The sequence below is a fragment of the Methylobacterium sp. WL120 genome (assembly GCF_008039465.1).
Lineage (GTDB): Bacteria > Pseudomonadota > Alphaproteobacteria > Rhizobiales > Beijerinckiaceae > Methylobacterium > Methylobacterium cerastii.
In genome coordinates this window covers 19,775-31,872 of the sequence record NZ_VRUT01000042.1, presented here as the reverse complement: position 1 = coordinate 31,872, position 12,098 = coordinate 19,775, and the positions used below count along the sequence as shown (strand labels likewise).

Sequence of the window (12,098 nt, the reverse complement as noted above, 5' to 3'; positions counted from 1 at the left end):
CGCCCGGCCCTCGCCGCCCGCGCCGACGGGCGCCGGACGGTTCCGGCCGATTGCGTCGTCGGCATCCTGTCCGCCGAGGACGCGGCGGCCGACGTCGAGCACGTCTCCGACTCGGCCCTGATCCCGGCTGCGGTCGAGGAATTCCTGGCGCTCGATGCGCGCCACGCGGCGCGCCCGATCATCGCCGACCCGTCGGAGGCGTCGATGGTGCGGGTGGTGACGCGCCTGTTCGGGCGCCGCGGGCAGATGCGGATCGAGCTCGCCCGCCGCGCCGGCGAGCTGGTCGCCGGCACGCTCCACCTCGGCGCGGGCGCCCGGGCGGTGGTCTGGCGCCGCGCGGCCCGAGCCTGATAGGCCGCCGCGCGATCAAGCGGAGGCCGTATCGGGCAAGCCCGCGCGGCGCTTGAGCGAAGCCCAGATCCGCCACCCCGGAGGGATTGACCGGATTTAAGTTTGATCCGCTACTCGTCCTCGCCGAACTTGTTGGCGAGCAGGGCTTCGATCGCATCGAGGCAGGCCTCGGCGTCGGCGCCGACGGCGGTGACCGTCACGTGGGTGCCCTGCGCCGCGCCGAGCGTCAGCAGGCCCATGATCGAGCGGCCGCCCACCGTCTCCCCGGCGCGCGTGACGGTGACCTGCGCGTCGAAGCGCTCGACGGTCTGGACGAACTTGGCCGAGGCCCGCGCATGCAGGCCGCGCCGGTTGATGATCGGCAGGCGCCGCAGGAAGCCGCCCTCCGGAACGGTCGGGGGCTCGTCGTCCGGCTCGAAGAGGTCGTCCATCCGCCGGCGCGCTTCCCTGTCCGTCGCCGCGCCGTGGGCAGCGCGAGCCTGTTCCGGCACGCGCACGGCGCGGCCGTCACCGTGCGTAACGGGTCGGCGGTCGGGACGGCAAGATCGGGGGGAAGACTATTTGCCGGCGAGCACGCGCGAGGCGACGTTGATGTACTTGCGGCCGGCTTCCTGGGCGTGAAGCACCGCGTCGCCGAGCGATTCCGCGTCGCGCACGCTGGCGAGCTTGATCAGCATCGGCAGGTTGATGCCCGCCACCACCTCGACGGCGCCGCCGTTCATGCAGGACAGGGCCAGGTTCGACGGCGTGCCGCCGAACATGTCGGTGAGCACGACGACGCCCGTGCCGGTGTCGACGCGGCCGACCGCGGACATGATGTCCCGCCGCCGCAGCTCCATATCGTCTTCCGGCCCGATCGTGATGGTCTCGATCTGCTTCTGAGGGCCGACCACGTGCTCCAGCGCTGCCCGGAATTCGGTCGCGAGCAGTCCGTGGGTGACGAGCACCATGCCAATCATCGACACGTATTCCGGTGTCCTGTGAACGAGTCCGCCAATTTGTGCATTGCACGCACAGGCTCAAGGCGTCGCGACGTTTTGATCGCCCGTCGTCCCAATCATGCCACGCCTGCCGCACCCGCGCTACGGGGTGCGGGCGCCTCGCCGCAACGAGGCGGCGTGTGCGACTGCGAAGACACGCTGGGCGTCGCCGCGAGCAGCTTCGCGAGGACGAGCCCGGGCGCGAGGCCGACGTTCCGCGCCGCCCGGTCGATCCGCAGGAAGGGGAGGGCGACGCCGACGATCGCGACCTCCGGCTCCTGCGGTTCGGGCAGGCGCGGCCCGGGAGCCACGAGGTCGACGACGAGACGCAGGATGCAGGCCGGGACGTGGTCGATCGCGACGATCCCGTGGCCGCGGACCTCGATCAGGCCGGCGATGGCCGGGTGCGGGCGCGCCACCACGTGCCCGTGGCGGGCTTCGACGCGGACCCGGTCGTCGCCGACCAGCGCCGCGAAGCCTCCTTGAAGGGTGCACAGTTCGATCAGCGCCAGCGCGAGGCTCGACTTGCCGGCCCGCGATTCGCCCCGGATCAGCACGCCCGCCGCGCCGACGACCACGCAGGTGGCGTGGACGGTTTCGCGTAGGCCGGCGGCCGGAGCAGCTGGGAAGCCCGGCCGGTCTCGTCGGCTTGTCGGGTCAGGCATCGTCGAACGCCGTCATGGCAAGGTCGTGCCCGGCGCGCTGCGTTTCGCGCGATCCGTCCGGTTCGGGCGCGCCGACAGGCGTGAACCTGGTCGCTCCGAGGGGGGAGGGGCGTGCCCTCTCAGGACATGTCACGCCCCTCATCCTGTCCTTCTCCCCCTGGGAGAAGGGACCCGCGCTTTTGCCGGAGCATTTGGTAGAGAGGCGGAGCGGTCGCCCTCGGTCGGACCGTTGCCGCGCCACCCCCGTCACGCCGCCGACATCTGCCGCGGGGCCGCCGGGATGCGGACGATGAAGCGGGCGCCGCGGACCGTCGGCTCGCCGTCCTCGTCGGCCGGGCCGGGGCGATTCTCGGCGCGGATCGAGCCGCGATGCGCCTGGACGATCTGGCGGGAGATCGAGAGGCCGAGGCCCGAGTTCTGGCCGAAGCCCTGCTCGGGGCGGTCGGTGTAGAAGCGCTCGAAGATCCGCTCCAGGGCGTGCTCGGGGATGCCCGGCCCCTCGTCCTCGCAGATCAGCTCGATGTCGCCGCGCACCCGCCGCAGGGCGACGCGGACCTTCGCCTCCGTCGGCGAGAACGAGCGGGCGTTGTCGAGGAGGTTGTTGACCACCTGGCCCAGTCGGCTGTCGTGCCCGATGATCGCGAACGGCGCATCCTGGTCGCCGGCGGGCGCGTCGACGTCGAGCTGGATCACGCAGTCCTTCGGGCGCTTGCGCTCGTTGGCCACCGAGACGACCGTGGACAGGAGCTTGCGCAGGTCGACCCGGCGCGCCTCGGCGCGGGCGAGCTCGGCATCGAGCCGCGAGGCGTCGGCGATGTCGCTGATCAGGCGATCGAGGCGCTTCACGTCGTGCTGGATGATCGCCATCAGGCGGCTGCGCGAATCGTCGTTGCGGGCGAGCGGCAGGGTCTCGACCGCGCTGCGGAGCGAAGTCAGCGGGTTCTTCAGCTCGTGGCTGACGTCGGCGGCGAAGCTCTCGATCGCGTCGATGCGCCTGTAGAGCGCCTGGGTCATGTCCCGCAGGGCGCCGGAGAGGTGGCCGATCTCGTCGGTGCGGCTGGTGAAGTCGGGGATCTCCTCGCGGGTTTTGATCCCCATCCGCACCTTCTCGGCGGCCTCCGCCAGGCGCCGCACCGGCCCGGCGATGGCGCCGGCCAGCAGGATCGAGAGCACCACCATCACCATCGCGGCGACGAGGAAGACCTGGAACAGGCCGAAGCGCTCCGAGGCGATGACCCGGTCGATCGCGTCCCCTTGCGTCGAGAGCAGCAGCGCGCCGCGCACCGCCCCCGAGCGCTGGATCGGCACGGCGACCGAGACCGTGGTCTCGCCGAGCTCGTTGCGGCGCACGAGGCTGCCGCGGGCACCGTTCAGCGCGGTCTGGACCTCGCGCAGCGAATGGCCATTCGTCGGCCCGACCTCCTCCTGCGGCTTCACCCGCTCGCCGAACAGGCCGAAGCTCCAGGCCTGCGCGACCTCGAAGGCCCGCTCGAGCAGGGAGCGCTTGCGGACCTGCGCGGTGCCGGCCCCGCCCTCGGGCCGGTTGAACAGCGAGCGCGTGTCGAACAGCAGGCCGCCCTCGCTGTCGAACACCCGCGCGCGGTTGCCGGTCGGGGTGACGAGCCGGCGCAGCAGCGGCGCCACCTGCTCCGGGTTGAGCGAGAAGGCCAGCGGCGAGGATTCCTCCTCGGTGCCGTTGCCCTCGCCGGCCTGCTGCTGGAGCAGCTTGTCGGGGTCGATGCGGATCGTCCCGGTGTCGACCGAGGCGGACGAGGCGATGGCGCCGGCGATGATGTCGCCCTGGATCGCCAGGCTCTGGACGCGGGCCTGGATCAGCCCCTGCCGGAACTGGTTGAGGTACAGGAACCCGACGAGCAGCGCGATCAGCCCGACGAGGTTGAGCACCACGATGCGGCGGGTCAGGCTCGACGAGGCCCGCTGTCCGATCGCATCCCAGGAGGCCCGCGGCCATGCGAGCGGGCCGCGGCGCGGCTCTTCATCGGTCTGCGACGTCACGACGGTCCGGTCTTCGACGGGGAATCGAGGGAAGCGAGGCGGGCGAAACGCGATCCCGAGGCGTCTCACGCATCGGGATCGGCCCCCCGCGACGGCGGGGCGGCGGTCGTCCGCCGGACCTCATGGGTGAGAACCCATGAGGCAGTGTGGAAGGCCTTCAGCCTTCCTTGAAGCGGTAGCCGACGCCGTAGAGCGTCTCGATCATGTCGAAGCTGGTGTCGGTCACCTTGAACTTCTTGCGCAGCCGCTTGATGTGGCTGTCGATCGTGCGGTCGTCGACGTAGACCTGGTCGTCGTAGGCCGCGTCCATCAGCGCGTTGCGGCTCTTCACGACGCCCGGGCGGTGGGCGAGCGCCTGGAGGATCAGGAACTCGGTGACCGTCAGGGTCACCGGCTCGCCCTTCCAGGTGCAGGTGTGGCGCTCCGGGTCCATCATCAGCGAGCCGCGCTCCAGCGAGCGGGCGGCGGCGTCGGCCTCGCGGGCGGCGGCGCCCGGCCCGTCCTTCGGGGCGAAGCGGCGCAGCACCGCCTTCACCCGCTCGACCAGCAGGCGCTGCGAGAACGGCTTATGGATGAAGTCGTCGGCGCCCATCTTGAGGCCGAACAATTCGTCGATCTCCTCGTCCTTCGAGGTGAGGAAGATCACCGGAAGGTCCGATTTCTGCCGCAGGCGCCTGAGAAGCTCCATCCCGTCCATGCGCGGCATCTTGATGTCGAAGATCGCGAGGTCGGGGGGCGAGTGCTTGAGCCCGTCGAGCGCCGAGGCGCCGTCGGTGTAGGTCTGGATCCGGTATCCTTCGGTCTCCAGCGCGATCGACACCGAGGTGAGGATGTTGCGGTCGTCGTCGACGAGGGCGATGGTCGGCATGCGCGTTCCTTGACTGACGGGGCGGTCGCGGGCGCGTGGCGGTGGCCCGCGTCGCCGCCTCCGGCCCCGGACGGGGCAGGCAAAAACGCGAACGCGACGACGAGTCGTATGACCGTGTCCGTTTCGCGCGGACGGTCTGTCGCTTTAAGCCGAAGTTTCGAAAAAAGCGAGCGGCCATGGGAGCTTGGCCGTATCCGGGCGATGCGCCGCGTCTCGCCCGTCTCGTCGGCGGTCGCGATTTCGCCCTATGATGCGGTCGGCGCGGCGTTTTTCGTTTCCGCCGCTTCCGGGGAGCGAGGGGCGCGATGGCTGAGACATCCGACGGCGTGGGCGGGACCGAATCGGGGGGGCCGCGCGGTCCGGCGCGGCCGCTTCCGGCGGCGCAGGCCCCGTTCGACGCGATCGGCTTGTCGCGGCGCCTGCTGCGCAGCATCCGCTCCGGCGCCCTGGCGACGCTCGATTCCGACGGCACGCCGTTCGCCTCGCTGACGACCATCGCCACCGACGTCGACGGCACGCCGCTGATGCTGCTGTCGCAGCTCTCGGCGCACACCCGCAACCTGCTCGCCGACCCGCGCTGCTCGCTGCTGTTCTCGGCCGGCGGCAAGGGCGACCCGCTCGCCCACCCGCGGCTGACCGTCGTCGGGCGGGCGGTGCGGACCGACGAGCCCCGCGTGCGGGCGCGCTTCCTCGCCCGGCACCCGAAGGCCGCGCTCTACGCCGACTTCCCGGATTTCGGATTCTTCGCGCTGGAGCCGACGGCCGGCCACCTCAACGGGGGCTTCGCCAAGGCGGCGACGTTGACGAAGGCCGAGCTGCTGCTGGATCTCGCGGGCGCCGAGGCGATCGTGGCCGGCGAGCGCGGCGCGATCGAGCACATGAACGCCGACCACGCCGACGCGCTGGCGCTCTACGCCGCCTCGGAGGGGGCGGCCGCGTGGCGCCTCACCGGGCTCGACCCGGAGGGGATGGACCTGCTCGCCGCCGACCGGACCGCGCGGGTGACCTTCCCGGAGCGAGTCGGCGACATGGGCGCGTTGCGAAAGGTCCTCGTGGTCATGGCCGCCGAGGCTCGGGCGAAGGACGAGGCGCCGCGAGCCTGAGCGGCCGGACGTCGGTCCGCGAAACCGCGGGCCGACGTGAAGCGGAGGTTTCAGGCCTCTTCGGTGGCCTGCTTCTCGGCCTCGGAATCCTCGGATTCGGTCTCGGACTCCGTCGCCTCGGAGGTCTCCGCCTCGGGCTGGGCCTCGGCGCCGACCGGCGGCCGGGTGTTGCGGCGGCGGCTCCAGCCCGGGGTCGCGCGCGGCGCGCCGCGGGTGACTTCCTCGTTGCCTTCGAGCACGCGCTTCACGCGGGCGTTGAAGTCCGACATCGAGATGCTGGGCGAACGCCCGTTGGGGGGAGTGCGAGCCATCTTGGGCCTTCCGCTTCGGAGCCCAAAGCACGGGATTGCGCGGAGGGTATGCCCTCTAGATAGGGCCGAACGCCCAAAATCCGAAGGGCCGTGGGGCCGGACAGGCCCATTCGGTCTCCGTCACCGAGGGATTCGCCCCGCGACGCCGCCCGCGCTTGGCGCTCCCCCCTGCGGCTGCTATCCCCCCGGGACGACCGACACCGCCTCCTCACATCAGACGGCGCGCGACGACGGCCCTCCGGCCGGCCGCACGCGCGCCGGAGATCCGCATCGATGACGACCACGCCGATCGACAACATCCGCAACTTCTCGATCGTCGCGCATATCGACCACGGCAAGTCGACGCTCGCCGACCGCCTGATCCAGACGACGGGCACCGTGGCGCTGCGCGACATGAGCGAGCAGATGCTCGATTCGATGGACATCGAGAAGGAGCGCGGCATCACCATCAAGGCGCAGACCGTGCGCCTGGAATACAAGGCCGAGGACGGCAAGAACTACGTCCTCAACCTGATGGACACGCCCGGCCACGTCGACTTCGCCTACGAAGTGTCCCGCTCGCTCGCCGCCTGCGAAGGCTCGCTGCTGGTGGTGGATGCGAGCCAGGGCGTCGAGGCGCAGACGCTGGCCAACGTCTACCAGGCGCTCGACGCCAACCACGAGATCGTGCCCGTCCTCAACAAGATCGACCTGCCGGCCGCCGAGCCCGAGCGCATCCGCGCCCAGATCGAGGAGGTGATCGGCATCGACGCGTCCGAGGCCGTGGCGATCTCGGCCAAAAGCGGGCTGAACATCGAGGCGGTGCTGGAAGCCATCGTCAAGCGCCTGCCGCCGCCGAAGGGCGACCGCGACGCGCCCCTGAAGGCGCTGCTGGTGGATAGCTGGTACGACGTCTACCTCGGCGTCGTCGTGCTGGTGCGCATCGTCGACGGCGTGCTCAAGAAGGGCATGAACATCCGCATGATGCGGGCCGACGCGGTGCACGGCGTCGACAAGATCGGCGTGTTCCGACCGAAGATGGCCGACATCGGCGAGCTCGGCCCCGGCGAGGTCGGCTTCTTCACGGGCTCGATCAAGGAGGTCGCCGACACCCGCGTCGGCGACACGCTGACCGAGGACAAGCGCCCGTGCAAGGAGATGCTGCCGGGCTTCAAGGACGTGCAGTCGGTGGTGTTCTGCGGGCTGTTCCCCGTGGATGCGGCCGAGTTCGAGACCCTGCGCAGCGCGATGAGCAAGCTCCGGCTCAACGACGCCTCGTTCTCCTACGAGATGGAGACCTCGGCCGCCCTCGGCTTCGGCTTCCGCTGCGGCTTCCTCGGGCTGCTGCACCTCGAGATCATCCAGGAGCGGCTCGAGCGCGAGTTCAACCTCGACCTGATCTCGACGGCGCCGTCGGTGGTCTACCGCCTGCAGATGACCGACGGCACGGTGAAGGAGCTGCACAACCCGGCCGACATGCCCGACGTGATGAAGATCACGGCGATCGAGGAGCCGTGGATCCGCGCCACCATCCTCACCCCCGACGAGCATCTCGGCGGCGTGCTGAAGCTCTGCCAGGACCGGCGCGGCTCGCAGGTGGACCTCAACTACGTGGGAAAACGCGCCATGGTCGTCTACGACCTGCCGCTGAACGAGGTGGTGTTCGACTTCTACGACCGCCTCAAGTCGATCTCGAAGGGCTACGCCTCGTTCGACTACCACATCTCCGACTACCGCGAGGGCGACCTCGTGAAGATGTCGATCCTCGTCAACGCCGAGCCGGTCGACGCCCTCTCGATGCTGGTCCACCGCACCCGCGCCGAGCATCGCGGCCGCGCCATGTGCGAGAAGCTGAAGGACCTGATCCCGCGCCACCTGTTCCAGATCCCGGTCCAGGCGGCGTTGGGCGGCAAGATCATCGCCCGCGAAACGATCAAGGCCCTGTCCAAGGACGTGACCGCCAAGTGCTACGGCGGCGACATCTCGCGCAAGCGCAAGCTCCTGGACAAGCAGAAGGAAGGCAAGAAGAAGATGCGCCAGTTCGGCCGCGTCGAGATCCCGCAGGAGGCGTTCATCGCCGCCTTGAAGATGGACGATTGAGCTTTTCGGCTCCCTCGGGTTGACTAGCGGGCCTGTTCGAATCGGTGGCGGCTTGGCCTTCGATCGTGATGCGGAACGATGGTGGCATGCGATGCAGCGCAGCGACGTGATCGCCAGACTCACCGAGCGGGCCGGGCATCTTCAGAATTCCGGAATTCTCGCGCTCTACCTCTTCGGCTCCGTCGCCCGGGACGAGGCCGGCCTCGATAGCGACGTCGACCTGTTCGTCGACCCGCAATACGACCGGTTCGGCTTCGTCGAATTGTTCAGGACGGAAGCCTACCTCGCGCAGGCGCTCGGGTGCCGGGTCGACTTGACGACGCGGGAAGGCCTACACCCTCAATTGCGGGCCGAGATCTAGCGCGAGGCCATCCAGGTCCTGTGATGAAGCGGTCGGCGATTGCACGCCTCACGGATATCCTGACGATGAGCGACGCGGCTGCGGACATCGTCGCGGGACGAACGTTCGCCGATTGTCGCAGGGACCTGGTGATGCGCCTCGCCGTCGAACGACGTGTCGAGATCGTATCGGAAGCGAGCCGACACGTGCCGCCGGATGCGAAGACACACTTTCCGGCCGTAACACGGTCCGAGATCGCCGCCGTCGGCAACAAGCTCCGGCACGAGTACAATCGCATCGACGACCTCATCCTATGGAAGATCGCGACGGCGTCGCTGCCCGAGCTTCGCCCGATCATCGCGGCGATCCTGAGCGAGGCGTCGGCCGGCTGAGCGGCGCTGCGCTCGACGCCTGCCATCGGCTCAATCCCGTAGCGAGAGCGACATCCGTCACCGGCCCCGACCCGTTCGCCGGAACCGCGCCGCACCGCAAAAAGTTCGCCCTCCGAATCCACGGAGCCGAACGTATGCGGATCACCACCGTCGCCGACCACGTCGTCGAGACCCTGCAGGAGGCCGGCGTCCGGCGCATCTACGGGGTCGTCGGCGACAGCCTGAACGCGATCACCGAGGCGATCCGGGCGCGCGGCGTGATCGAGTGGATCCACGTCCGCCACGAGGAATCCGGCGCGTTCGCGGCCGGCGCCGAGAGCCAGGTCACCGGGCAGCTCGCGGTCTGCGCCGGCTCGTGCGGCCCCGGCCACGTCCACCTGATCAACGGCCTCTACGATTGCCATCGCTCGCGCACGCCGGTCCTGGCGCTGGTGGCGCACATCCCGTCGGCCGAGATCGGCTCGGGCTACTTCCAGGAGACGCACCCGACCGAGCTGTTCCGCGGCTGCAGCCACTATTGCGAGCAGGTCTCCGATCCCGCCCAGCTCCCCTACGTGCTGGAGAACGCCATGCGCGCCGCGATCGGGCAGCGCGGCGTCGCGGTGGTCGTCATCCCCGGCGACGTCGCGCTGAAGGACGCGCCGGCCCGCGCCGTGGCGACGAAGGCCGGCCTCGTGCCGCCGAAGCCCGTGGTGCAGCCGGCCGAGGCCGACCTTGCGGCTTTGGCCGAGCTGCTGAACGGCTCCCGCAAGATCACGCTGCTCTGCGGTCGCGGCTGCGCCGGGGCGCATGCCGAGCTGCTGCAGCTCGCCGAGGCCCTGAAGAGCCCGATCGTCCACGCGCTCGGCGGCAAGGAGTTCGTCGAATACGACAACCCTTACGACGTCGGCATGACCGGGCTGATCGGGTTCTCGTCCGGCTACGCGGCGATGGTCGGCTGCGAGACGCTGCTGATGCTCGGCACCGGCTTTCCCTACAAGCAGTTCTACCCGAAGGACGCGAAGGTGGCGCAGGTGGACCTGCGCCCGGAAGAGCTCGGGCGCCGCTGCCGGCTCGACCTCGGCCTCGTCGGCGACGTCGGCGCCACGATCCGCGCGCTGCGGCCGTTGCTCGCGGTGAAGGCCGACCGCGCCTGGCTCGACGGCAGCCTCAAGCACTACGCCAAGGCGCGCGAAGGGCTCGACGAGCTGGCGACGGGCAAGCCCGGCCGCAAGCCGATCCACCCGCAATACCTCACCAAGCTCCTGAGCGACGCCGCCTCCGACGACGCGGTGTTCACCGCCGACGTCGGCACGCCGACGATCTGGGCGGCGCGCTACCTCAAGATGAACGGGAAGCGCCGGCTCGTCGGCTCGTGGGTCCACGGCTCGATGGCCAACGCCATGGTCCAGGGCATCGGCATCCAAGCCGCCTCGCCCCGGCGCGAGGTGATCGCGCTGTGCGGCGACGGCGGCTTCAGCATGTTGATGGGCGACTTCCTGACGCTGCGCCAGCACCGGCTGCCCGTGAAGGTGGTGGTGTTCAACAACGGCTCGCTCGGCTTCGTCGAGATGGAGATGAAGGCCGCGGGCTACCTCGAGACCGGCGTCGCGCTCGACAACCCGGACTTCGCCGCGATGTCGCGGGCGGCCGGCATCTTCGCGATTCGGGTCGAGGATCCGGGTGAACTCGAAGGCGCGATCCGCGAGTTCCTGGCCTTCGACGGGCCGTCGCTGCTCGACGTGGCGGTGGCCCGCAACGAGCTCTCGATCCCGCCCAAGATCGACGGCCAGCAGGTCAAGGGCTTCAGCCTCTACATGCTGCGTGCGGTGATGAGCGGACGCGGTGACGCGGTCCTCGACCTCGCCAAGACCAACCTGATTCGATAGACCGGATTGAAATCGTTCCAAGGCGGCGCTTCGCGGTTTCGAAGGAACATCAGGGAGGGCGCATGGCCCGGCAACGGAACATCTGGCGCCTCGCGCGCCGCCCGGTCGGGGCCGTCGCCGAGGGCGACCTCGCCTACGGCGCCGAGGCTCTGCCCGAGCTGCAGCAAGGCCAGTTCCTGCTGCAGGTGCTGTACCTGTCGCTCGATCCGACCAACCGCATCTGGATGAGCGACGCCGAGCAGTACATGCCGCCGGTGGGCGTCGGCGAGCCGATGCGCGGCCTTGTGGCCGGGCGCGTGATCGAGAGCCGGAAGGACGGCGTCGAGCCCGGCGCGCTCTATTCCGGCATGGGCGTCTGGGCCGACCACATGGTCACCGACGGGCAGGGCCTGCAGCCCCTGGCCCTGCCGCCGGGCGTGCCGCTCTCCCTCGCCTTCGGCGTGTTCGGCCTCGTCGGCCCGACGGCGTATTTCGGCCTGCTCGACATCGGCCGCCCGAAGGCCGGCGAGACCCTGGTGGTCTCGGCCGCCGCCGGCGGCGTCGGCCAGGTCGTCGGTCAGATCGGCAAGATCAAGGGCTGCCGGGTGATCGGCATCGCCGGCGGACCGGACAAGTGCCGGTTCGTCGTCGACGAGCTCGGGTTCGACGCGGCGATCGACTATCGCAGCGAGGATGTCGGCGCCCGCCTCGACGCCCTGGCGCCCGACGGCGTCGACATCAACTTCGAGCAGGTCGGCGGCCCGATCTCGGACGCGGTGTTCGCGCGGATGCGGCTGTTCGGGCGGATGCCGCTGTGCGGCCTGATCGCCTCCTACAACGACACGTCCAAAGACTCTTCGGAGCGCCCGGGTCCGGCCGTCGCGGCGGCGTGGCGCCAGATGCTGATGCGGCGGCTCACCGTGCAGGGCTTCATCGTCACCGACTACGCCGCGCGCTGGGGCGAGGCGGTGCAGGCGCTGGGCGGCTGGATGGCGGAAGGCCGGATCAAGACCCGGCAGGACGTGCGGCCCGACCTCGCGCGGGCGGTGGAACACCTCGACAGCCTCTACACCGGCGGCAACTTCGGCAAGCTGCTGGTCCAGGTGGGCGCCTCGGAAGACGGCGCCTGACGGCGTGGGCGAACGG

General features: G+C 70.2%; 12 protein-coding genes and 1 pseudogene. 7 read left to right on the top strand and 6 right to left on the bottom strand.

Going from position 1 to position 12,098, the window contains the following annotated elements; genetic code table 11:
• Nucleotides 1-351 (top strand): annotated as a pseudogene (locus FV229_RS27350) (hypothetical protein); the annotation flags it as partial.
• A gap of 110 nt (nt 352-461) precedes the next feature.
• Here the strand turns inward: FV229_RS27350 and FV229_RS10405 are convergent.
• The 5 genes from FV229_RS10405 to FV229_RS10385 all read right to left on the bottom strand — a co-directional run bounded on the left by FV229_RS10405 (nt 462) and on the right by FV229_RS10385 (nt 4,880).
• Entirely contained in the window at nt 462-782 is a 321-nt protein-coding gene (locus tag FV229_RS10405; protein ID WP_147751899.1) for an HPr family phosphocarrier protein, read from the bottom strand.
• Nucleotides 783-908: 126 nt separating this feature from the next.
• On the bottom strand, nt 909-1,310 hold the full coding sequence (locus FV229_RS10400; RefSeq protein WP_147751901.1) for a PTS sugar transporter subunit IIA: 402 nt from the start codon (nt 1,308-1,310) through the stop codon (nt 909-911).
• Between the two features lie 98 nt (nt 1,311-1,408).
• On the bottom strand, nt 1,409-1,996 hold the full coding sequence (locus FV229_RS10395; protein WP_147751898.1) for a hypothetical protein: 588 nt from the start codon (nt 1,994-1,996) through the stop codon (nt 1,409-1,411).
• A gap of 246 nt (nt 1,997-2,242) precedes the next feature.
• Entirely contained in the window at nt 2,243-4,012 is a 1,770-nt protein-coding gene (locus FV229_RS10390; protein ID WP_187273633.1) for a sensor histidine kinase, read from the bottom strand.
• 157 nt (nt 4,013-4,169) lie between these two features.
• Nucleotides 4,170-4,880 (bottom strand): response regulator transcription factor, encoded by a 711-nt coding sequence (locus tag FV229_RS10385; protein ID WP_147751897.1) that lies wholly within the window; start codon nt 4,878-4,880, stop codon nt 4,170-4,172.
• Nucleotides 4,881-5,185: 305 nt separating this feature from the next.
• Here FV229_RS10385 and FV229_RS10380 point away from each other — a divergent pair, with 305 nt between their 5' ends.
• Nucleotides 5,186-5,983, top strand: coding sequence for a DUF2470 domain-containing protein (locus FV229_RS10380; protein WP_147751896.1), 798 nt, complete (start codon nt 5,186-5,188; stop codon nt 5,981-5,983).
• A 50-nt stretch (nt 5,984-6,033) separates the two neighbouring features.
• On the opposite strand, the gene FV229_RS10375 is transcribed toward FV229_RS10380, so the two are convergent.
• The gene (locus tag FV229_RS10375; RefSeq protein ID WP_147751895.1) at nt 6,034-6,294 is read right to left on the bottom strand and encodes a hypothetical protein; all 261 of its coding nucleotides are present in this window, start codon (nt 6,292-6,294) and stop codon (nt 6,034-6,036) included.
• A gap of 273 nt (nt 6,295-6,567) precedes the next feature.
• Here FV229_RS10375 and lepA point away from each other — a divergent pair, with 273 nt between their 5' ends.
• The 5 genes from lepA (at nt 6,568) to FV229_RS10350 (ending at nt 12,082) form a co-directional block, all read left to right on the top strand.
• The gene (lepA, locus tag FV229_RS10370) at nt 6,568-8,373 is read left to right on the top strand and encodes a translation elongation factor 4 (RefSeq protein WP_147751894.1); all 1,806 of its coding nucleotides are present in this window, start codon (nt 6,568-6,570) and stop codon (nt 8,371-8,373) included.
• Between the two features lie 91 nt (nt 8,374-8,464).
• Nucleotides 8,465-8,734 carry a nucleotidyltransferase domain-containing protein gene (locus tag FV229_RS10365; protein WP_147751893.1) on the top strand — a complete coding sequence of 90 codons (270 nt, stop codon included), beginning with the start codon at nt 8,465-8,467 and terminating at the stop codon, nt 8,732-8,734.
• Between the two features lie 23 nt (nt 8,735-8,757).
• On the top strand, nt 8,758-9,105 hold the full coding sequence (locus FV229_RS10360) for a HepT-like ribonuclease domain-containing protein (protein ID WP_147751892.1): 348 nt from the start codon (nt 8,758-8,760) through the stop codon (nt 9,103-9,105).
• 134 nt (nt 9,106-9,239) lie between these two features.
• The gene (poxB, locus tag FV229_RS10355; protein WP_147751891.1) at nt 9,240-10,973 is read left to right on the top strand and encodes a ubiquinone-dependent pyruvate dehydrogenase; all 1,734 of its coding nucleotides are present in this window, start codon (nt 9,240-9,242) and stop codon (nt 10,971-10,973) included.
• 62 nt (nt 10,974-11,035) lie between these two features.
• Nucleotides 11,036-12,082: an NADP-dependent oxidoreductase gene (locus tag FV229_RS10350; RefSeq protein ID WP_147751890.1), complete on the top strand. Its 1,047-nt coding sequence runs from the start codon at nt 11,036-11,038 to the stop codon at nt 12,080-12,082.
• The last annotated feature ends 16 nt before the right edge of the window (nt 12,083-12,098 follow it).